Below are 20,372 nucleotides of genomic sequence, written 5' to 3'. Positions count from 1 at the left end.
AAAAGAAAAGCGGAAGCGACCATGTAGCTCCGACAGGCATGGGGTGGATTTGACACACGACATTTTTTTGGTCGTTAAACTAAAAAAACCATTAAATGGATATACAGTCGCTATTCATTCAAATACTGTCCGTTTGGCGATGAATACTGTCCAAACTAGGAAAATACTGTCCAAATCCATCAAAATACTTCATATTTAACCTAAACACTTCTCTACGCATAAAAAAAGTCCAGCATAAGCTGGACTGGAATGCATTTATTCACTATTCGTATTTAAATCCATAGCAGGCCCAAAAAATTCGTAGTGAATCTGTTCTTCTGGAATGCCCATGCGATGTAATTCACGAATCATAATCTCCATAAATAGCGCGGGTCCACAAACATAGACATCACTTGCGGGATCGACATATTCCTCAAGCATTTCCCGGGTAATAAAGCCGTTGGGTTCATCTGAATAAACAGCTTTATAGCGAGCATCGGCCATCATCTTAGCGTATACTTGAATGTCATTATCAAATGCTTGCTGCAGTGGATTACGAGCGCCATGTAAGAAGGTGGTCGGACGCTCTGGTGTAGATTTTGCAACTGTTTCAAACATACTCATCATCGGCGTGATGCCAACACCGCCACTGATAAATGCGACCGGAGATACCTTCGTCATGTCGAGGACAAAGACTCCGGCTGGAGCACTAATTTCAACGTGATCACCTTCATTGACACCGCTGTGCAAGTAGTTAGAAACGACGCCATTTGGATCGTTGTCATTTTCACTCTTTACCGAGATACGGAATTCATCTGATTTCGGTGCTTGAGAAAGGCTATATTGTCGAATAACTAAAAACTCTTCACCAGGCATAGAAAGCCGTATCGAAATATACTGACCGGGTGTATAAGGCGGTACGTCAGATCCATCTGCAGGTTTCATGTAAAAGGAAGTGATGACTTCACTTTCTTTTACTTTACGTGTCACAATAAAATCTTTAAAGAAAATCCAGCTATTTTCCTGCTCTGCCGTTTGTTTATACATGTCTTTTTCAACGCCGATAAAGGCGTCCGCAATAACGCCATAAGCCTCAGCCCAAGCTTCAAGTATGTCATCAGTTGCAGCATCCCCGAGTACTTCCTTCATAGCTTTTAATAAGTATTCGCCAACAATTGGGTAATGTTCAGGCAAGACACCGACACTCACGTGTTTATGAGCAATTTGAACAACTGCCGGAAGAATTTCCTCGAGGTTATCGATATTAACGGCTGCTGCGTGAACCGCATTAGCTAGTGCAGCTTGTTGACGACCTTGCGCTTGGTTTGCTTGATTGAAAATATTCAATAATTCAGGATGTGCCACAAAAAGGTTTTCATAAAATCGAGTAGTAATTGCCACACCATATTCCTCTAAAACGGGTACAGTCGACTTAACAATTGACCGAGTTTGTTCTGATAACATAGTAAACACTCCTTTTCGTATTTTGAGGTTCATTTGCTTTCGAAAGAACCAAAAAGTCTCTATAATAAACAATCAGAAGAGGTGAGTAAAATGAGATTGACCATGTATACTGATTTCTCATTACGTGTTTTGATTTATTTAGGCACAAAAGATCCAGAAAAGTTAACGACCATCCAAGAAATTTCTGATGCTTACAATATATCCAAAAATCATTTAACAAAAGTTACATTTGAGCTTGGAAAAGCTGGATTTATTCATACAGTAAGAGGAAGAGGCGGTGGTATTCGTCTGGCAGATCTCCCACAACATATTAATATTGGTACGGTAATTAGGAAAATGGAAGACGACTTCCATTTGGTTGAATGTTTTAATTCAGCTACAAATCGTTGTCCCATTTCATCAATTTGCGGGCTACGCGGTGCTTTAGGCAAAGCACTCAACGCATATTTATCAGTACTGGATGAATATACGCTTGAAGACCTCATGTTTAATCGAGAAGGGCTCCGCGAAATTCTGAAGACATAAAAAAACGGCTCAATCTCTTGAGCCGTTTTTTTATTTATAGTTCTAGAGTTTGCGGCTCTTGCCCTTTTTTATTCATTAACCGTACGCGATCAGGTTTAATGGCTAAAATAACAAGATTCGGATCATCAGGTCCTTCAAACCAACCTTCCAAATGCTCATTCCAAACTTTGTCGATCATTTCACGTTCGTCATGTATCGACATGGTTCCTTCAATTTCTAAGAACGAATCGCCAACTCCTTCGCCTTCATATCCCAAAAGAATATGAGCATGTGGATTAGCTTCTAGCTCGTCGACTTTTTGCGTCTTTTTACTGGTAGCGGTGTAAAGTGTAAAATCATCGTTAAAAAAAGTCATATAACGCGAATGAGGCTTATTGCCTTTAATTGTTGCGAGAGTTCCCACGTAACTTTCCTCTAAAATTTTTAACGCTGCTTTTTTAACATCTTCCTGATTCATCCATACCACTCCTTTTGTCTTTGTACTTAATCTATTCCTTTTTAAACTTTAACTAAACATAAAAGACCCGCTAGAAGGAGCGGGTCTTTTATGTTTGTTCTATTCTATTATTTTAGGTGTTCGATTAAATGCACTTGGCAGCACCATACCAATTAGAATAATGAAGATTCCTCCGATTTGAAGAGGTGTCAACACTTCGTCCAGAATAATAACCGATGCGAGAACAGCTACTGGCAATTCCATCGCGCTTAAAATGGAGGCAAGTCCTGAACCAACACGCGGAACTGCGATGGAGAAAAAGTAAATAGGCATAATAATACCGAAAAACCCGAGTAACAAGCCGTAAACCCACAAACCTTCAGCGAATAATTGTCCATTCCAAACAATTTCGGGTGTTTGAAAAAAGCCAACAATAATCGCTGCGAAAAGTGATACGTAAAACAGACGAGCTGAAGTGTCCATACCGTCGATTTGCTTGCCGTTAACAAACATGAAAGCCGAAAAACAAAAAGCAGCTCCAATTCCCCAAGCCCATCCTTGCCAAGGAATCGCGCTTAGATCTGTTCCGATGATTCCAGCGGCAAACAGTGTTCCTGTAAATAATAAGATTAAAGAAAAGACTTCTGTTCGTTTCAGCCATCGCCGATTGACGATACAATCAAGGAACATACCGATCCATGTAAATTGGAACAATAAAACAACTGCTAGTGAGGCGGGAAGATAGTTAAGAGAGTGTGCGTAAACCATACCGGTAGCAGCTGTGAAACTGCCGGACAGCAGTAAGATTTTCCAACCTTTAATTCTTGGCATTTTGCGCTGTGTTATAAAAAATAAAAGGGCTGCTAATACGAACCCTATAAAATATTGACTAGTCACGGCTTCAGCGGCTGTGAAACCATTTTTCATTGCGACTTTTATAATAGTTGAGAGAATTCCATAACAGCTTGCTGCTACGACAACCATAAGTGGATAAATCCAGTTTTTCATTTTCTTTCACTCCTGTTCAAACGAGAATCATAGCATAAAAAAACCATAGAGAATAGTCTCTATGGTTTTTTTAAAAAAGTATTTACTTTTATGAGCGTTCATATTTATTATTCTGGGAATTTTTCTTCGCTTGAAGAATTACTTTTCGTTCCACGTTTATCGCTTTCTTCACGCTTTTCTTGTTTCAAATCTTCCATTGGGATGGTGTCGACAGTCATTTCTTCTTTGTGCATTTCCGTAAGTGTTTTTTTATCCGTTTTGTACTGTTCAGGATTATCCATGGGACCGCCATCGCTTATGTTACGATCTTCATCCTTAAATGGTTTTTTGTCTGACATGTAAAGCACCTCTTTCTTTTTTGTAGTAGTCTTTATATTCCTTAAATGAAACTTTTGAAACATGAAGTAGACCCACATTTTCTAAATAACTAACCCTTGATATAGCTTTGATCTGTCAGTAAAAATGAGCATGTCCACCACAAAGACAGGCATCGACTTATCAAAGTTCCACTGCTTCCAACTTCTTCAATATGGTATTCACTGTGCACGCGCACAAAACGCCAGAAGTGTTATCTAAAAAAACAGGTGTATTGGACTGGGTCCAATACACCTGTTTTATTTAACGGACTTTACAATTTCGATAATGACTTGTGTTGCTTTCTCCATATTTTCCGCAGAAATGAATTCGTATTTTCCGTGATAATTTTCGCCACCTGTGAAGATGTTTGGTGTTGGAAGCCCCATGTACGACAATTGAGAACCATCTGTACCGCCACGAACAGGCACAATGTTCGGCTTGATTTCTAATGCAGTCATAGCGTGCTCTGCGCGATCGACAATTTCCATAACGGGTTCGATTTTTTCGCGCATATTGTAATATTGATCTTCAATTTCTAGCAGAATGGCTTGTTTGCCATATTGCTGTTGGAGCTTTTCCGCAACTTCTTCCATATGCCGTTTTTTATCTTCGAATTTATTTTTATCGAAATCACGGATAATATAGCTCAATTCCGCTGTTTCAATATCGCCAACAAAATTATTCAAATGAATAAATCCTTCATAGCCTTCTGTTAACTCAGGAACTTCATGTTTCGGCATTTCTTGTTGGAATTGAATAGCGACTGTTTGCGCATTGACCATTTTATCCTTTGCTGATCCCGGATGAACGCTTTTCCCTTGAATGGTCAGTTTCCCGCTCGCTGCGTTAAAACTTTCGTACTGCAACTCGCCAAGAGGGCCGCCGTCCATGGTGTATGCATATTGTGCACCAAAGCGTTCAACGTCGAATTTATGTGGACCGCGACCAATTTCTTCGTCTGGTGTAAAGGCGACGCGGATTTTTCCATGCTCAATTTCAGGATGAGCATTTAAATATTCCATTGCAGTCATAATTTCAGCAATACCGGCTTTGTTGTCTGCGCCAAGTAATGTCGTGCCATCTGTTGTGATTAGCGTATGGCCCACGTAGTCTTTTAAAGAAGGAAAATCCGACACAGTCATCGTAATGCTGTTATTTAGTGAGATGTCCTGTCCATTGTAATTATCAATACGTTTCGGATTAACGTTTTTTCCAGTAAAGTCTGTTGCAGTGTCAACATGTGCCAAAAAACCAATTACAGGAACTTCTCTGTCGGTATTGGCCGGAAGCGTGCCGAAAAGGTAACCGGATTTATCCATATCGACATCAGTCAAGCCAATGGTTTTCATTTCCTGTTCCAATTCACGGAGCAAGTCCCACTGCCCAGTTGTAGAAGGGGTGGTGGTACTAGTGAAATCGGATTGTGTATCGATTTTGGTGTAACGAACGAGTCGTTCAATTAAAGTCTCTAACATGTATAAATCCTCCTAGAATAAGTTCTGTACAAGTTGAATGGTGTTGCCGACTTTTTAGAGTTATGGAACAGCAACTTCAACCCATATAGTAGTAGTTTAGCACGAAGTGGGAAAATGGTGAAAATTCTGGTCACAAAAAAACGACGCCCGGCAAGGGACATCGTTCAATTAGTTTTGCTTTTTCAGTTTTAATGCTTCTGTATGCGCAGCTTGTACTTCCTCTAGTAGAGATGTCTTTGTCAGCAATAGATACCCAGTAGTAGCTAATGCTTTAGCGCCTTTGATCAACGCATTATTGCCTTGCTCTGATTTAGCAGCTTCACGAAACTCAGCAGTATGGGCAATTAGGCTTTCAGGACCAATTTTAATATAGCCATGTGCAGTAGGGACTACGTAACTAATGTTGCCAGCATCGGTAGAACCAAGACCAGAAATCCGGGAATCTGCCACCGCCTCACCTAGTGCTTCAAGCTCGCTACGAACAATCACATCCAAAGCGGGTGTAATGACCAAGTCACGCACTTCATTTTGGAAACGTTCGATTTTCACTGTAGCACCAGTTGCCAATGCCGCGCCTTCAGCAATCGCTCGAATTTTACGAGCAGTGTCAGCTGTTTTCTTCCAAGAATCACCCCGAATATAAAAGCGTGCCGCCGCATATTCAGGAATGATGTTCGGTGCATCACCTCCATGAGTGATAATCCCGTGGATACGCGCATCTGAAGGTAATTGCTGACGCAAAGCATTGATGCTATTAAATAGCTGCAAGACCGCATCAAGTGCATTAATGCCTTGTTCAGGAGAGCCTGCTGCATGCGCGGGCTTACCGTAAAAGTGGAATTCCAATGGATCAACAGCAAGGGAAGGACCAGTGACAGCTGAATTTCCAGAAGGATGTAGCATCAAAGCCGCATCAATACCTTCGAGCAGGCCGTGTTTAACGAAACTGCCCTTGGCGCTACCATTTGGACCGCCTTCTTCTGCAGGTGTTCCAAGAACGACAACTCGGCCACCAATAAGGTCTAAGGTTTCTGATAATGCAATGGCGGCAGCGACGCTAGTGGTTCCAATAATGTTGTGGCCGCAGGCATGACCGATTCCAGGCAGTGCATCATATTCAGCAAGGTAAGCGATTGTTGGCCCAGAAAGTGAGCTTTCTTTACTGGCAAAAAAAGCAGTGTCGTGACCGGCGACGCCTTTGTCAACGGTAAATCCTGCGTCTTCAAGCAAATCAATTAATAAAGAACTCGCATAAAATTCTTCATTACCAAGTTCAGGTTTGGCGTGAATTGCCTGGCTTGTTTCAATATATATCGTACGTTGCGAGTCGATGGATTGAGAGATGATCTGTCTTGCTTCCTTGATAAGGGTCATTGGAATTCCTCCTATATAGATAACTTCATAGATAACTTCTTATTGGTAATCGACAAGCTCATCTACTGTAACAACAGTTGGAATTTGAGCACCTTTCGTATGCTCAATAATAAATTCAGCGGTATCTTCCTGTTGATAAATCTCGACGATTTTCTGGTAAGCTTCATTATCAGCGTCTTCAGCGTTTGCAGCAATCAAGTTAATATACGGTTTAGCCGTATCACTTTCGCGAGCGATTGGATCTTTAGTTGGGTTTAATCCCGCATCAACGGCAACACCATTGTTGATGATTGAAGCAGCCACATCAGGCATTGCACGTGGTGTATGACCAGACACCATAGGGACAATTTCAATGTTTTTTGGGTTTTCGATAATGTCTTCTGCCGTTCCAGTAAGTCCAGCATCGTCAGAAAGTGTGATCAATCCTGCTTCGTCGAGAAGTAATAGTGCGCGGCCCATGTTGGTCGCTTCATTGGGAGTTGCGATTTGTGAACCTTCAGGAATATCATCGATAGATTCGTATTTATCAGAATACAAGCCCATCGGTGCAATGACGGTCGAACCAATCGGCACGATATCAATATTATGCTCAGCAACAAATTCATCAAAATAAGAAATCGTCTGGAACGCATTCAAATCCAGTTCCCCTTCAGCTAGCGCTAGGTTCGGAGCTACATAATCAGAAAAAGTTTGGATTTCCAACTCAATTCCTTCCTTCTCCGCTTTGTCCGCAATATAATCCCAAATCGTCGTATCCGAACCGCTAATACCAAGTGTTACGGTCGTTTTGCCTTGTGCATTGCTATCGTCTCCGCAAGCAGCCAAAATGAATACCAGTAGTAAAAGTAATGTTGCTGTTAAAATTTTTTTCATGAGTAATTCCTCCATTTTTAAGGTGTATTTTACTAATTACGTCTGACTTGCCTCGATAATACATTTCCAAAAGATTGAACGCCTTGTACCAGTATGACCAAAATAGCTACTGTGATGAACATTACGACCGTGTCGAATCGTTGATATCCGTATGTAATGGCTAAGTCCCCAAGACCACCGCCGCCAATAGCGCCAGCCATTGCAGAAGCACCAATAAGTCCAACTACAGCGATTGTCAAAGCAAGAACAAGTGAACTTAACGCTTCGGGAATCAAGAAGCGAAAAATAATTTGCAACGGAGAGGCACCCATTGCTTGTGCGGCCTCGATCACACCTTTATCAACTTCAAGCAAAGAGTTTTCAATTAACCGAGCAATGTATGGCCCCGCATAGAAAACTAGTGGAACGATGGCTGCAGCTGTACCAATCGATGTACCGACAATGAGCCGAGTTAATGGAATAATGGCAACCATTAAAATAATAAAAGGAATAGAGCGAAAAATATTGATGACGACATTCAATACTTTAGACACGATTTCATTTTCCAACAAATGTCCATGACGTGTAACGACTAACAAGATACCGAGAGGAAAGCCAATCAATAACGAAAATCCAAACGCAACACCTGTCATATAGACGGTTTCCCATAAAGCTTCCAAAATTTGTTCGTAATCAACGGACATAATCAATGACCTCCTCTATTTGAATAGTGCTGTCCCTAATAGAAGATAAGGCACGTTCCACTTCGCTTGACTCTCCAGAGAATTCGACAATTAAGTTGCCGTATGGAACACCTTGCAATTCGGTAATATTGCCGAATAGTACATTCAAATCAACGTTAAAGTCACGTGACACTCGGGACATGAAGGGTTGACCGACTGATGTGCCAGTAAACTGCAACCGGTATATGGCCTGATTATTTTGTTTATCTTGAATTTGTGCTAGCAGCGATTCAGGCAACTCGTCGTTCATAACAGAGCGAACAAATCGTTTGGTGGTAGCTTGCTGTGGATTAGAGAAAACGTTAAAGACGCTTCCTTGCTCAATAACTTTCCCTGCTTCAAGCACGGCCACTTTGTCACAGATTTCTCGAATGACGCCCATTTCGTGTGTGATGAGCAGGATGGTAATATTGTATTCTTTATTGATTTTGCGAAGTAGGTCCAAAATCGATTTCGTCGTTTGTGGATCAAGTGCTGATGTTGCTTCGTCGCATAACAGAACGGAAGGATTCGTTGCAAGAGCACGAGCAATGCCGATGCGTTGCTTTTGTCCACCTGACAGCTGGTCTGGATATTTTTGCGCCTGATCTGCAAGTCCAACGAAATCGAGCAACTCTTTTACTTGTTTTTCGATATCATTTTTCGGTGTGTTAGCTAACAGGAGCGGCATAGCGACGTTATGATAAACCGTTTTTGAATGGAGTAAATTAAAATGTTGGAAAATCATACCGATATCTTTTCTGATAGTACGAATTTCTTTGCTAGATAGCGTCGAAATATCCTTTCCGTGAATTAATACACGTCCTTTAGAAGGACGTTCGAGCAAGTTTACAGTGCGGATTAGCGAGCTTTTACCGGCTCCACTAAAGCCAATAACTCCGTAGATTTCGCCAGTTTGGACAGTTAAATCGATGCCGTTCAATGCATAGATTTCCTGTTTACCTGATTGGTAGGTTTTGGCGACGCCTTCGAATTGAATCATAGTAAGTAGACCTCCTCATGCTGTATTGTTATTCAAATCGTTAATGCTCACAATCCGTCGAGAAACTAGACAAAAAGAGCCCCCTTTTTTCTTAACCATAAGAAAAAAGAGGGCTCCTGTTGAAACCATCTAATTCTCATCTTCCAAATGCATGGATGCATTTGCAGGAGTTGGCACAGTTTTTGCGGTTAAACAAATCTGCTGCCGAAACGTCATAGGGCCTGTCCCTCGGTTTCTCTGGATAAGAAAGTGATGTATGCTATTCGATTCGTGATTCCTACTTTATGGCGGAATAACAAAAAAGTCAAGATGAATATTGAAATTTATTTTTTAATCTTCAAAATTCATTGTATTCCTTTCTAAATGGACGGGGTAGGTTTCTTTCGAAAAACTGATGATACTGTAGGTTCATTGCCATTCTTTATTCGTATAATATTTTCTCGATGTTTCCATACAGCCATCGTGAACAGGACTAGCGCTATTAGTAACGGCCATAGACCGACTGCAGGGATAAAGGCAATTACAAAATACACGGCGTACAAAACGAATACGCCAATGACAAGATAATTTGTTACCAGTGAAACAATGATCAATAACAATAATCCGAGCAACCCGAGCTTCCAGTCAAGCGCTATCATTACACCTATTACAGATGCTGTACCTTTTCCGCCGTCAAAGTTCATATAGAACGGAAAATTATGACCAACTATTACGGCAGCTCCTGCAACGAACAATAGTGTCCAGATTGTTGCAGTTGAAAAGCTACTTAAGTCCACTAACAAACGTAACCCTGCAACAACAGCAAAGCCTTTGAAAACGTCAATAAAGGCAACGAGCAAACCATATTTCCAACCCAGCACGATGGCTGCATTAGAAGCACCGGAATTTTTTACGCCCGAATTTTTGATGTTCACGCCTGATACGGCTTGTGCAACAAGTGAACCATGACAACAACCGATAAAATAACCTGTAATCAATAAGAGCAAAATCCAAATGACCATCATTAATTCCTCCTCTACACTAAAAGATAACGTTTGAAAGAAGACAAGGTTTCAAATTTTTTTGACTAATAAGCTTGACAAACGCCAATAAAGTTTTTATACTTCACAACAAGATCAAAAATCAAATCAAATACTCTTATCAAGAGTGGCGGAGGGATAGGCCCTGTGATGCCCGGCAACCGACAGACATTTTGTTTGTAAAGGTGCTAATTCCTACAGAATCGATTTACAGGTTCTGAGAGATAAGAGGAGGAAACTCCGTAATTTACGGCCCTCTTCTTAGCGAAGGGGGCTTTTTTCGTCCCCTTTAGCATGTGTTACTACTAAAAAAACAGGGGGAATAGAAAATGACAAACTTTAAACCAGAAACATTATTATTACACGGAGGACAACAACCAGATCCAACGACAGGCTCTAGAGGTGTTCCTGTTTATAAAACCACTTCGTATGTTTTTAAAAATACACAGCATGCACAAGACCTCTTTGGACTGAAAGATACAGGCAATATTTACTCACGCATTATGAATCCGACGGTCGATGTCTTTGAACAACGAGTAGCGTTACTAGAAGGTGGCACTGCAGCAGTTGCTCTTTCTTCAGGAATGGCCGCTATTGCTTTTTCCATTTTGAACATTGCAGAAGCGGGTGATGAAATCGTAGCAGATAGCAGTCTTTACGGTGGCACCTACAATTTGTTTGCTAACACGCTACCACGCTATGGCATCACAACAAAATTCGTCGATGCGACCGATCCAGAAAATTTTAAAGCAGCAATTACAGATAAAACAAAAGCGATATTTGGTGAAATTATTGGCAATCCAAGCTTGAATGTTTTTGATGTCGAAAAAGTAGCAGAAATTGCCCATGCTAACGGATTGCCGTTATTGATTGATAATACATTTGCCTCTCCTTACGGCAGCAACCCGATTGAGTTTGGTGCAGACGTCGTCATTCATTCTGCGACAAAGTGGATTGGCGGACACGGAACGACAATTGGTGGCGTTGCGGTGGATGCTGGGAAATTCAATTGGGACAATCCACGTTTCCCAAATTATACACAGCCTGACGAAACCTATCATGGACTGCGGTACGGCATTGATGTACCAGGTGCAGCTTTTGCGACAAAACTTCGCGTTCAATTATTACGTGATTTTGGCCCTTCACTAAGCCCGGATAGTGCTCATGCTTTACTGCAAGGATTAGAAACTTTACATTTACGGATTCCAAAACACAATAGCAACGCTCAAATTATTGCAGATTACTTAAAACAGCATCCACAAATCGAGTGGGTAAACTTCCTTGGATTTGAAGAACATCCTTCTCATCAATTGGCGAAGAAATACTTGAAAAATGAAGGTTATGGATCGATTGTCAATTTTGGTATCAAAGGTGGAAGAGAAGCAGGACGTAACGTAATTGATCACATAAATCTCTGGTCTCATGTAGCCAATGTAGGAGACGCCAAGTCGCTAATTATTCACCCGGCTTCCACGACACATCAGCAATTGAACGATGAAGAGTTAACTGCATCTGGCGTAACGGAAGAGTTGATTCGTTTGTCTGTTGGATTGGAGAATGCAGAAGATTTAATCGCTGATTTGGAACAGGCCATACAGGCAGCAGTTTTGGAAAAGGTATAAGGAGGGATCGTCATGAAAACAGTATCCATTGGCTCATTAATCCTGGACTCTACTAAGACGATAGATGATGTGGAACTTGCATACGAACGTCTCGGAGATGAAACAGCTCCTGCGATCCTGATTTGCCATGCATTGACAGGTAACCAATACGCATTCGGTACTGAAAAAAATCCAGGGTGGTGGGCAGGATTAATCGGACCAGGAAAACCCGTGGATACAACTGTTTTTCAAGTGATTACCTTTAACGTACTCGGAGGCTGTCACGGATCGACGGGTCCTTTATCGAAAAATCCGAAAACAGGAATTTCTTACCGAGCTGACTTTCCAACATTGACGATACGTGATATGGTTCGAGCGGAATATCGTGCATTAAAAGAATTGGGAATTGACCACCTTGCAGGAGTCATTGGCGGTTCCCTTGGTGGAATGAAAACCTTAGAATGGGGAAACCTCTATCCAGATTTTACGGATGCGATTTTTCCGCTAGCTGTCACTCCCTATTACAGTGACTATGGAGTGGCGTTTAATCACATTGGCATATTGGCGATTGAAAGTGATGGGGATTTTAATAATGGAGACTATGCAGATGCGTCTCTTTTGAAGGGGTTTCATGTTGCTAGAATGGCAGGAATGGTTACTTATCGAAGCGGTCATATGTTCAATCGGCGCTTTGGTCGTAGTGGCGATGGCGAAGAATTTGATGTGCAGTCATATTTGAATTATCAAGGCAAGAAATTAGCCGGTCGTTTTGATGCCAATAGCTATGTATTACTGCTGAGAGCTATGAATACACATGATATCCAAGATGCTGTACTAGATGTTCCCGTCTATTCCTTATCTTTTACGCGCGATTTGTTGTATCCAAGTGAGCTAATGGCTCCGTGGCTTGAAAAACAAAAGACGGCAAGTTGGAAAATCGTTGAAACAGAATTTGGCCATGATGGATTTCTTGTTGAATTTGATAAATGGAGCGGATTTATCGAGAATAAGCTAAAAAGCCTAGTAGTGCCTGAGCTCACCAGATAATTAGTGAATTTCTGCTCGCACTGTTTCGCAAGCAAGACGTTGAAAATTATCTTCGATAACAAAAAGGCACCTAAAGGATACGCGTCCATTAGGTGCTTTTCTATGTGTACTAAAGTTAGTCTTCGTCTTTAATATCCACATCTTCTGGTATGGGCATAGTGCGCCATTCTTCTAGCGCTAGCTTGGCCTGTTCCAATTGTTGAAAATGCGCTTCAAATTGAGAGGTATTGATGATGTATTGTTCCCCGTCATGAACTGCGCGGATACGACCTTCTAATACGTAACGATTTACTTGTTCTTCGGGCATGGATAAAAAAGTGGCAGTTTCCTGGACTGTCATGTACATGGGATCTCCTCCTCTTTTCTTTTATTATAATAGAAGAAGACGGCTACCTCAAACCATTGGTGTCATCGTGTGTTCGTTAAAAAAAGAATGTTAGTAGACGATGTTAATCATCAATTACCTTTTTTTCTTTAGAACTTTAACATCTAGACTTCGAACTGTTCGTTAATAAGAGTTTTTTTATGCGACTAAGGTTTTAATATATTAAGCGTTTAGCGATAGGAAAGTACGGGGATAGTACTAGTGAATACTATACAAAAAAAGGAGGACGACTGTATGAATGATATTGGTAATTCTTTTAGAGGCGTCGGATATACAATTATTGACTACATTCCAAATGTTTTAGGCGCGTTACTATTACTGCTTATCGCCTGGATTGTCGCAACAATTGTACGAGCCATTTTCACCAAAGGGTTAAAAAAAGCAGGTGCAGACCGGGCCATGGTCAAAGGACATATGGCGAAAACAAAAGAAAGTGCAGACAGCATGTTGGATTCCATAGGGAAAATTCTTTATTACCTCATTTTCATTTTGTTTATTCCGAGCGTTTTGCAAGCTTTGGATATGAACAACGTAGCACAGCCAATTTCAAATATGATGAACAAGTTATTGGCATTCCTGCCTAATCTGTTCATGGCCATCATCATTTTAGTCATTGGTTATTTTGTTGCCAAATTTGTGAAGAACCTTGTGTTCAGTCTTTTAACAGCGATAAATATTGATAAATGGTTCAATAAATTTACTAACAAAACAAGTGGTGCTTCGACAAGTACGACAAGAATGGACGCTGGAGACAAAGCAACTCTAGCTAATGTATTGGCTAATGTAGTGTTTGTTATCGTCTTGATTCCGATTTTGACCATTGCGTTAGAAACATTAAACATCCGTTCGATTTCTGAACCAATTGTCAATATGCTCAACCAAGTTCTAAACATGATCCCGAATATTTTCGTAGCGATCATCTTGATCTTGGTAGGTGTATTAATCGGTAAATTTGTAGGAGACTTGTTGATTAGCCTATTGAATGGAACAGGTATCAATCGCTTCTCAACGTATTTGAACACAGACAAAACCAAAACACCGAGCATTGATATTGCGAACATCATTGGCAAAGTAGTACAGGCGATCATCATCATTTTCTTTACTGTAGAAGCTATGAATGTTTTACAGCTTGATGTATTAAACGGGATTGGTGAAGCCGTAATCGCATACTTACCACTTCTGATTAGTTCGCTAATTATTCTGGGTCTTGGATTAATCGGGGGAAGTGTGCTTGGGAACTACGTGAAGCAGTCTTCAGGTAACCGTTTCCTTGGTACAATTGTCAAATATGCGATTATTATTATCGCTGTATTTATGACACTTGACCAGTTGAACTTTGCAACAAATATCGTTAACCTTGCCTTCCTGTTCATTATTGCGGGACTTGCAGTAGCCTTTGCTATTTCCTTCGGTATGGGTGGACGTGAGTTTGCTAAACGTCAGCTTGAAAATCTTGAGAAAAAAATGGAAAAAGAGAACGACAAACCAAATCTATAAGATTATTTAAAAACTCCCAAAGCTACTTGTAGCTTTGGGAGTTTTTTATTGATTGGTGTGTATTTATGAGCATCCAATTATAAGACGATTAAATGAGTTCCCCATTCCCATTTTTGAGGGGTTTATTTAAGTGGAGAGATGAGTTTATGCTGGAATGCATAAATAACTGCTTGAGTCCGGTCATGAACTTCAAGTTTTGCCAAGATATTACTGACATGTGTTTTCACTGTTTTCAAGGCAATAAACAATTGATCGGCAATTTCTTGGTTGGTCAGACCATCAGCTAGCAACAACAAGATTTCCATCTCACGTTCAGTTAACTCGTCGTGTAGAACCCGTTCATGACGCATTTGCTTCATCATTTTTGTCATCACTTCTGGCTCAAGTACGGGAGTGCCATTCATCGTTTCACGAATCGAATCAGCAATCCGTGAAGCTTTTGAAGTTTTTAATATATAGCTAACGGCTCCGGCTTGAAGTGCAGGATAGACTTTGTCGTCGTCGAGAAAGCTTGTGACAATCATAATTTTGGCTTCTGGCCATTGATCAATGATGGCTTTTGTCGCTTCTGCACCGTTCATAATGGGCATCACCATGTCCATTAGGATCAAATCAGGTCGCAAGTCCAATGCCAATTGCACGGCTTCTTGCCCGTTTGTGGCTTCGCCAGCAACTTCCATATCTTTTTGAGACTGCAAGTAAGCAGAGACACCTATACGGACCATTTCATGATCATCTACTAACAAGATTCGAATCATTAGGCTTCTTCCTTTCAATTGGAACTTTTACTTCCACAATGGTCCCTTCAGAAGGAACAGAAACAATTTTGCTCGTAGCACCAATTTCGATGGCGCGTTCTTCAATATGTTTAAGACCGTAAGAAGTCGATTTGGATTGTTCACTTTCAAATCCGACACCATTGTCTTGAATACGCAAAATCGCAAAATTATCGCGTTCAACAAACAAAATATGAACTTCGGTTGCTTTGGAATGGCGCAATGTATTGGATAAAGTTTCTTGCGCAATACGGAACAGATGATCTTCGGCTCCTTTTTGCAGGGGCACTTCTTCTAATTTATGATCAATCGTAAAATAGACTTTTTCTTTAAGTTCACTAACCAATTCAAACAATCCTTGACGCAAGCTTTTGTCGTGAAGAGCGGCGGGACGTAAATGCAAAAGCAGTGCGCGCATTTCCAACTGAGCTTGCTGAATCATTTTTTCTGTCTGCAACAGTCCAGGCTGCACCTCTTCGCTTTCAGTCATCGATGACAGCAGCATGGAAGCAGCAAAAAGCTGTTGAGAAACGGAGTCGTGAAGCTCTCTAGCAAGCCGTTGACGTTCCATAATTAAGCGCTCCTGGATAATCTGATCCTGCGTTTCTGCACGTTCATTGGCAATGCGAGTCAAGCTTTTACGCTGTGATTCTAATAACTTTTGCAATTTTAGAATGGAACTCGACAAATTGCGCGGCAAGGTTTTCATTTGGGCAGCTTGAACGACTGTTTTGTCTTCATTGCGCAAAAGGGCTTGGAAAATCTGTTCGATTTCCTGCACTTTTGATCGCGACAAAGATTCGGTCCACCATGATATGCCGACGGACAGAGCGAGCATCAGAACGAGCAACCAAATGCCCAAAGGAAGGCCGGCGATAAAATCTTCCCACAGAACGGACCAGCTATTGAATGACGGCAAACCAAGCAAAGCAAATAGAATGCTGAAGATAATCAAGGCAAAGAGAGAGGTGAAAAACAGGCTGCGTGGCACAATCTGTCTCATCTACGAATCACCTCGACGTCCCCCATCCAAGTAGTCACGGATACAATCAACTCAGCTCTGTTGCCTTCGTCCGCAGGATAGCCGTCTTCCGCGTGAATGGTGGTATTGAGAATGCGCTGGCTATCCCCATTGAAAAAACGAGCTTCTCCCAAAAGTGTAGAATAAAAGACGCGTACCGGAACTTCATACGGCACGATAACTTGGACTTTTCCAAAACCTTGTCGTATGGAAATCAATGAAGGTTTTTTAGGTAAAACAGTATGTGTAGTATCTACAAGGATATCCCCGATAAAACCTTGCACATGAATGTCTTTCCACTCGTAAGATTCGATTGGCGTACTTTGAGCGGCCATTACTTTATTCTGGATTAGACCTGTATCTGCGGAACCTTGTAAAGGGGTGGTCTGAAGCCATGCTTGCCCTTTCCATAGACGAAGCAACAGGTAAATGGCAAGCCCGAAAATCATCAGTCTCAGACTCCACATAGACAAAATAGAAACGCCGATAAGAAAAGCACCTATCCAAAAATAGGATCTTCGGTATTTACTGGTGTTTCTCAGCGCATAGTAAAGAGTTCCGATACCAAGAAGAATCAAAAACACACTGCCATTTCCAAAAAAGGCAGCTTCGACGAATATCAATAATAAAGCACTTAGCAAAAAAAATGCTTGTCTGTTTGTTGGGAAATGTTGCATGGCTTTTACCTCCTTCTTTGTATCAGAAAAAATGAGAAGAAGAAAAAACTTCTTCTCACTCTATTTTAGACAAGTTCTTTTGGAGTTGTGCTATTTTTTTCTAAAGAATCCAAACGACGTTCCATTGTTGAACGCTCATGCCGCTCTTCAACTTTAGCACCGAGTGTTGTGATGTATAGAGCCATGTCGTCAAAAGAGCCAATACGTTCAGCGACAAGTTCAGGACTTAGCACTTTGTCCATCTGGTGATGAGCACGCGTGGCATTTTCTTTGCCCATCAATTGCAGTTGCTTTACTTTCATGTCTTTTACTTTGTGTTTCATTTCTTCGTAGCGGTATTCTAAGCCAGTCAGTTCAGCTATGTTTTCACTTAAGTTGTTTTGCAACACTGAAACGCGAGTAGCGTAAGATTGAACTTCCATTTTTGCAAAATCAGCGAGATCAGACTCGCCTGAGGTTTGTGCTAATTCCAATTGTTCGTGGCGCTTAGTGAGCATGGCGGATGCTTCTGCCAATTCTTTCTCTAGTTTACCATTTAGCTGAGCTTGACGTTCAACCCATTTTCCAGTGGTGGTTGTCTGGTTTTCAGCTTCTGTAACGTAGCGATTCAGTAGAACAAGTGGATTTTTCTCCTCTTTTTTTACGACGACGGCATCCAAGTCGGTTGCGACAGCAAATTTAAAACGTTCCCATAACGTTATCATATTCATTCTCTCCTTATTTAGTTAGTTTGTTCCATTGTTGTTCAAAGTTCATAAATGGATCGCTTTCTTTTACAGCTGTGACAGAAACGCTTTGGCCATTCCATTTGCGGTAAATCATCCACAATGCGACAAGGGCGGCGACGCCGATCAAAGCAGGTACATTCGAAATGGCTGCAATTCCTCCGACAATCCCTACAGCTACCCACCATACTTTCGCTAATGTCAAAGTGCTTTTTAAATAGTAATGCACCCCGGCGTAGACGATTAGTAAAGATACTGCCAATCCAATCATGTGTCCCAAATTGCTGAGTACGACGATTCCAGCAATGATGCCGAGCGTAATTAACCAAAATTTGTTCATCTTTTTTTGCCTCCTCGTTGATTTCTAAGTTAATTATACGAAGAGAATGAGTTTTTCAATACGGTCTCTGAATGCATCTTTGACTAGGTCTTGGGACGTAGAGTGAGCTAGTCCCGGGAGATGTATTTAATCGCACTTGGCCAGAGCTCCCGCTAGAAGCCAAGCAAAAAACGCTAGTCTTCGAGCTCTGCTTCGTCCTTGTGCGCGGTGGTGCTAGGGGCGAGGGAGAGTTGTTTTGTGAAGGATATGAGTTGGAATGCTATACTGTTTTTTATCACATTGAAAAAATGTATCTTTCGTACAGAGATTTATTTTAAAAGAAGAAAGAGGCGTTTTTATGAAAATAGTTGCGGGCATCGGTAGTTTCTTGTTGATTTATACAACGCTTGTTGCCTATTTGGGCTGGGCGGTTTATGTTTGGCTAATGAGTTTTTTAGAGGGTGTAAATCTGTGGATTTTTGCGGCTTTGTGGTTGGTGGTTGCTTATAGTTATGCAATTGGAAGAATTGGTCACAGATGGCTTGGATTTACGGTGCTCGGTTCTTATTGGTTCGCTTTTTTGCAGTATGCGATTTTGTTGATTCCTGTGGCAAATCTCCTTGTGCTAGTGGTGGATTTAAAAAATGATGTGTTTGTTGTAGGTTCATTAACTGCCATTATGTTATTGCTGCTATTTAGTGTCGGCACTTACTTGGCTTACAGTCCGGTTGTTCGAAATCTTGAAATTACCGTAGAAGGTAAAGAGGCGGAACCTCTTCATATGGTCGTAGGTTCCGATTTTCACTTAGGGTTTTTATCGGGCAAGCGACATTTGCAACGTTTTGTTACTAAAACAAATGCGCTTGATCCGGATGTTGTCTTTTTAGCAGGTGATTTAGTGGATGACGATCCGGTCTGGTATGCGCGTTATGGCATGTCGGAAGTCATGGAACAGTTGAAACCAGCTCTGGGTGTTTACGGTGTGTTAGGAAATCATGAGTATTACGGCAAGAAAATTCCATTGCTCGTAAGACTAATGGATAAATCAGGTGTGAAAATGTTAAGAGATGAAACTATTTTAGTTGCGAATCGTTTTTATTTAACGGGACGTGAAGATCGTACGAATGGCAATCGGTTGTCGTTGCTTGAGTTGAAACCTGAAAAAGACACGGTGCCTTGGATCGTGATGGACCATACGCCGGCCGATTTGAAAACGCCCAGAGAATTAGGCGCAGATTTGCACATGTCAGGCCACACACATAAAGGGCAGATGTGGCCGAATCATTTATTGACTAAACGAATTTTTGAACTGGATTACGGCTACCGTTTAATCGAAAAGACACATTTTCTTGTGTCTTCCGGATTTGGATTTTGGGGTCCGCCGTTGCGTATCGGAAGCCGTTCAGAGTTATGGTCGATAACGATGAATTTCCGTTCATCTTCTTAAGAGGAGTGTTGTTATGGAAGAATGGATTACCTCAGTCATGTCGGATTATGGCTATTTGGGTATATTTTTTCTAATTATGCTAGAAAACGTCTTTCCACCGATTCCGTCAGAAGTGATTTTAACGGTCGGCGGATTTATGACAACGACGACCACAATGACAATACCGGGAGTGATTTTAGCTTCAACTGCGGGCTCTGTCCTTGGAGCGGTAATGTTGTACGGTGTCGGTTTATTACTAGACGTTGAGCGGCTGGAGAAAATCATAGATAAATACGGCAGTTGGTTGCGCGTAAAAAAGCAAGACATTCATAAGGCCGATAGCTGGTTTGATCGTTTTGGGGTTTGGACTGTATTTTTTGGCCGGTTAGTTCCTTTAGTGCGTAGTCTAATTTCAATTCCTGCGGGTATGTCGAATATGAAATTTGGACTGTTCGTTGGCTTTACGACGCTCGGCACCTTGTTGTGGAATACTGTTTTGGTGTTTATCGGAAGAGCAGTGGGAGACAACCGGGAACAAATTATGCATCAGTTTGGTCTTTATTCCAATGTTGTGTACGTCTTATTAGCGTTGAGTGTTGTCGTAGCTATTGGGTATTACATCAAAAAAATAAAAACAACAAACGAATAGGAAACTGCTGGCAATTGCCTGCAGTTTTTTAAATT

The 20,372-nt window shown here is 41.3% G+C and carries 22 protein-coding genes and 2 riboswitches; of the genes, 6 read left to right on the top strand and 16 right to left on the bottom strand.

Going from position 1 to position 20,372, the window contains the following annotated elements:
• Positions 1-255: 255 nt before the first annotated feature.
• The gene (gene hmpA, locus FQ085_RS04355) at positions 256-1,443 is read right to left on the bottom strand and encodes an NO-inducible flavohemoprotein (protein ID WP_149456019.1); all 1,188 of its coding nucleotides are present in this window, start codon (positions 1,441-1,443) and stop codon (positions 256-258) included.
• A 90-nt stretch (positions 1,444-1,533) separates the two neighbouring features.
• On the opposite strand from hmpA, the gene FQ085_RS04350 reads away from it, so the two are divergent.
• On the top strand, positions 1,534-1,968 hold the full coding sequence (locus FQ085_RS04350) for an RrF2 family transcriptional regulator (RefSeq protein ID WP_058384336.1): 435 nt from the start codon (positions 1,534-1,536) through the stop codon (positions 1,966-1,968).
• 34 nt (positions 1,969-2,002) lie between these two features.
• Here FQ085_RS04350 and FQ085_RS04345 read toward each other — a convergent pair whose 3' ends face one another.
• From FQ085_RS04345 to FQ085_RS04305, 9 genes are all read right to left on the bottom strand, one after another.
• Entirely contained in the window at positions 2,003-2,425 is a 423-nt protein-coding gene (locus tag FQ085_RS04345) for a pyridoxamine 5'-phosphate oxidase family protein (RefSeq protein WP_058384337.1), read from the bottom strand.
• A 99-nt stretch (positions 2,426-2,524) separates the two neighbouring features.
• The gene (locus FQ085_RS04340) at positions 2,525-3,412 is read right to left on the bottom strand and encodes an EamA family transporter (protein WP_149456018.1); all 888 of its coding nucleotides are present in this window, start codon (positions 3,410-3,412) and stop codon (positions 2,525-2,527) included.
• Positions 3,413-3,519: 107 nt separating this feature from the next.
• Entirely contained in the window at positions 3,520-3,750 is a 231-nt protein-coding gene (locus FQ085_RS04335) for a hypothetical protein (protein WP_058384339.1), read from the bottom strand.
• Positions 3,751-4,026: 276 nt separating this feature from the next.
• Positions 4,027-5,244, bottom strand: a complete 1,218-nt coding sequence (gene pepT / locus FQ085_RS04330; RefSeq protein WP_149456017.1) for a peptidase T — start codon at positions 5,242-5,244, stop codon at positions 4,027-4,029.
• A 168-nt stretch (positions 5,245-5,412) separates the two neighbouring features.
• Positions 5,413-6,618 carry a M20 family metallopeptidase gene (locus tag FQ085_RS04325; RefSeq protein ID WP_149456016.1) on the bottom strand — a complete coding sequence of 402 codons (1,206 nt, stop codon included), beginning with the start codon at positions 6,616-6,618 and terminating at the stop codon, positions 5,413-5,415.
• A gap of 39 nt (positions 6,619-6,657) precedes the next feature.
• Entirely contained in the window at positions 6,658-7,491 is an 834-nt protein-coding gene (locus FQ085_RS04320) for a MetQ/NlpA family ABC transporter substrate-binding protein (protein WP_058384341.1), read from the bottom strand.
• Positions 7,492-7,523: 32 nt separating this feature from the next.
• Positions 7,524-8,174 (bottom strand): methionine ABC transporter permease, encoded by a 651-nt coding sequence (locus FQ085_RS04315; protein ID WP_058384342.1) that lies wholly within the window; start codon positions 8,172-8,174, stop codon positions 7,524-7,526.
• Entirely contained in the window at positions 8,164-9,195 is a 1,032-nt protein-coding gene (locus tag FQ085_RS04310) for a methionine ABC transporter ATP-binding protein (protein ID WP_058384343.1), read from the bottom strand. Before FQ085_RS04310 ends, FQ085_RS04315 begins: the two co-directional genes overlap by 11 nt.
• Positions 9,196-9,328: 133 nt before the next feature.
• Positions 9,329-9,443: riboswitch (SAM riboswitch) on the bottom strand.
• A gap of 111 nt (positions 9,444-9,554) precedes the next feature.
• Positions 9,555-10,196 carry a glycerol-3-phosphate acyltransferase gene (locus FQ085_RS04305; protein ID WP_149456015.1) on the bottom strand — a complete coding sequence of 214 codons (642 nt, stop codon included), beginning with the start codon at positions 10,194-10,196 and terminating at the stop codon, positions 9,555-9,557.
• A 133-nt stretch (positions 10,197-10,329) separates the two neighbouring features.
• Positions 10,330-10,445: riboswitch (SAM riboswitch) on the top strand.
• Positions 10,446-10,543: 98 nt separating this feature from the next.
• On the opposite strand from FQ085_RS04305, the gene FQ085_RS04300 reads away from it, so the two are divergent.
• Complete coding sequence (locus FQ085_RS04300; protein ID WP_058384345.1) at positions 10,544-11,836, top strand: O-acetylhomoserine aminocarboxypropyltransferase/cysteine synthase family protein; 1,293 nt, start codon at positions 10,544-10,546, stop codon at positions 11,834-11,836.
• Between the two features lie 12 nt (positions 11,837-11,848).
• Positions 11,849-12,862, top strand: a complete 1,014-nt coding sequence (gene metX, locus FQ085_RS04295) for a homoserine O-acetyltransferase MetX (protein WP_149456014.1) — start codon at positions 11,849-11,851, stop codon at positions 12,860-12,862.
• A gap of 115 nt (positions 12,863-12,977) precedes the next feature.
• Here metX and FQ085_RS04290 read toward each other — a convergent pair whose 3' ends face one another.
• Positions 12,978-13,208, bottom strand: coding sequence for a helix-turn-helix domain-containing protein (locus tag FQ085_RS04290; RefSeq protein ID WP_058384347.1), 231 nt, complete (start codon positions 13,206-13,208; stop codon positions 12,978-12,980).
• 273 nt (positions 13,209-13,481) lie between these two features.
• On the opposite strand from FQ085_RS04290, the gene FQ085_RS04285 reads away from it, so the two are divergent.
• Entirely contained in the window at positions 13,482-14,744 is a 1,263-nt protein-coding gene (locus FQ085_RS04285) for a mechanosensitive ion channel (RefSeq protein ID WP_058384348.1), read from the top strand.
• A gap of 122 nt (positions 14,745-14,866) precedes the next feature.
• On the opposite strand, the gene FQ085_RS04280 is transcribed toward FQ085_RS04285, so the two are convergent.
• From FQ085_RS04280 to FQ085_RS04260, 5 genes are all read right to left on the bottom strand, one after another.
• A complete protein-coding gene (locus FQ085_RS04280) occupies positions 14,867-15,502 on the bottom strand; it encodes a response regulator transcription factor (RefSeq protein WP_058384349.1) in 636 nt (211 codons plus the stop codon).
• Entirely contained in the window at positions 15,477-16,523 is a 1,047-nt protein-coding gene (locus tag FQ085_RS04275) for a sensor histidine kinase (RefSeq protein WP_058384350.1), read from the bottom strand. The genes FQ085_RS04280 and FQ085_RS04275 overlap by 26 nt, the downstream gene beginning before the upstream one ends.
• Positions 16,520-17,218 (bottom strand): cell wall-active antibiotics response protein LiaF, encoded by a 699-nt coding sequence (gene liaF, locus FQ085_RS04270; protein ID WP_058384351.1) that lies wholly within the window; start codon positions 17,216-17,218, stop codon positions 16,520-16,522. The genes FQ085_RS04275 and liaF overlap by 4 nt, the downstream gene beginning before the upstream one ends.
• Before the next feature lie 65 nt (positions 17,219-17,283).
• Entirely contained in the window at positions 17,284-17,922 is a 639-nt protein-coding gene (locus FQ085_RS04265; RefSeq protein WP_149456013.1) for a PspA/IM30 family protein, read from the bottom strand.
• Between the two features lie 13 nt (positions 17,923-17,935).
• The gene (locus FQ085_RS04260) at positions 17,936-18,283 is read right to left on the bottom strand and encodes a lmo0954 family membrane protein (protein WP_149456012.1); all 348 of its coding nucleotides are present in this window, start codon (positions 18,281-18,283) and stop codon (positions 17,936-17,938) included.
• Between the two features lie 337 nt (positions 18,284-18,620).
• On the opposite strand from FQ085_RS04260, the gene FQ085_RS04255 reads away from it, so the two are divergent.
• Together FQ085_RS04255 and FQ085_RS04250 are read left to right on the top strand one after the other, a co-directional pair.
• Positions 18,621-19,709 carry a metallophosphoesterase gene (locus FQ085_RS04255; RefSeq protein ID WP_149456011.1) on the top strand — a complete coding sequence of 363 codons (1,089 nt, stop codon included), beginning with the start codon at positions 18,621-18,623 and terminating at the stop codon, positions 19,707-19,709.
• Between the two features lie 13 nt (positions 19,710-19,722).
• Positions 19,723-20,337, top strand: coding sequence for a DedA family protein (locus FQ085_RS04250; RefSeq protein WP_149456010.1), 615 nt, complete (start codon positions 19,723-19,725; stop codon positions 20,335-20,337).
• Positions 20,338-20,372 lie beyond the last annotated feature (35 nt).

It is taken from the genome of Planococcus sp. ANT_H30, from assembly GCF_008369335.1.
In the GTDB taxonomy this organism is placed as follows: Bacteria; Bacillota; Bacilli; order Bacillales_A; family Planococcaceae; genus Planococcus; species Planococcus kocurii.
Note: the sequence above shows the minus strand (reverse complement) of the source record. Positions and strands in the feature narration are given on the sequence as shown.

Coding starts and splice junctions, on each gene's coding strand:
- FQ085_RS04335 (WP_058384339.1), bottom strand. CDS start 3,750: ATGTCAGACAAAAAACCATTTAAGGATGAAGATCGTAACATAAGCGAT.
- FQ085_RS04315 (WP_058384342.1), bottom strand. CDS start 8,174: ATGTCCGTTGATTACGAACAAATTTTGGAAGCTTTATGGGAAACCGTC.
- FQ085_RS04305 (WP_149456015.1), bottom strand. CDS start 10,196: ATGGTCATTTGGATTTTGCTCTTATTGATTACAGGTTATTTTATCGGT.
- metX (WP_149456014.1), top strand. CDS start 11,849: ATGAAAACAGTATCCATTGGCTCATTAATCCTGGACTCTACTAAGACG.
- hmpA (WP_149456019.1), bottom strand. CDS start 1,443: ATGTTATCAGAACAAACTCGGTCAATTGTTAAGTCGACTGTACCCGTT.
- FQ085_RS04260 (WP_149456012.1), bottom strand. CDS start 18,283: ATGAACAAATTTTGGTTAATTACGCTCGGCATCATTGCTGGAATCGTC.
- FQ085_RS04275 (WP_058384350.1), bottom strand. CDS start 16,523: ATGAGACAGATTGTGCCACGCAGCCTGTTTTTCACCTCTCTCTTTGCC.
- FQ085_RS04265 (WP_149456013.1), bottom strand. CDS start 17,922: ATGATAACGTTATGGGAACGTTTTAAATTTGCTGTCGCAACCGACTTG.
- FQ085_RS04300 (WP_058384345.1), top strand. CDS start 10,544: ATGACAAACTTTAAACCAGAAACATTATTATTACACGGAGGACAACAA.
- FQ085_RS04280 (WP_058384349.1), bottom strand. CDS start 15,502: ATGATTCGAATCTTGTTAGTAGATGATCATGAAATGGTCCGTATAGGT.
- FQ085_RS04285 (WP_058384348.1), top strand. CDS start 13,482: ATGAATGATATTGGTAATTCTTTTAGAGGCGTCGGATATACAATTATT.
- FQ085_RS04310 (WP_058384343.1), bottom strand. CDS start 9,195: ATGATTCAATTCGAAGGCGTCGCCAAAACCTACCAATCAGGTAAACAG.
- FQ085_RS04255 (WP_149456011.1), top strand. CDS start 18,621: ATGAAAATAGTTGCGGGCATCGGTAGTTTCTTGTTGATTTATACAACG.
- FQ085_RS04250 (WP_149456010.1), top strand. CDS start 19,723: ATGGAAGAATGGATTACCTCAGTCATGTCGGATTATGGCTATTTGGGT.
- liaF (WP_058384351.1), bottom strand. CDS start 17,218: ATGCAACATTTCCCAACAAACAGACAAGCATTTTTTTTGCTAAGTGCT.
- FQ085_RS04320 (WP_058384341.1), bottom strand. CDS start 7,491: ATGAAAAAAATTTTAACAGCAACATTACTTTTACTACTGGTATTCATT.
- FQ085_RS04350 (WP_058384336.1), top strand. CDS start 1,534: ATGAGATTGACCATGTATACTGATTTCTCATTACGTGTTTTGATTTAT.
- pepT (WP_149456017.1), bottom strand. CDS start 5,244: ATGTTAGAGACTTTAATTGAACGACTCGTTCGTTACACCAAAATCGAT.
- FQ085_RS04290 (WP_058384347.1), bottom strand. CDS start 13,208: ATGTACATGACAGTCCAGGAAACTGCCACTTTTTTATCCATGCCCGAA.
- FQ085_RS04340 (WP_149456018.1), bottom strand. CDS start 3,412: ATGAAAAACTGGATTTATCCACTTATGGTTGTCGTAGCAGCAAGCTGT.
- FQ085_RS04345 (WP_058384337.1), bottom strand. CDS start 2,425: ATGAATCAGGAAGATGTTAAAAAAGCAGCGTTAAAAATTTTAGAGGAA.
- FQ085_RS04325 (WP_149456016.1), bottom strand. CDS start 6,618: ATGACCCTTATCAAGGAAGCAAGACAGATCATCTCTCAATCCATCGAC.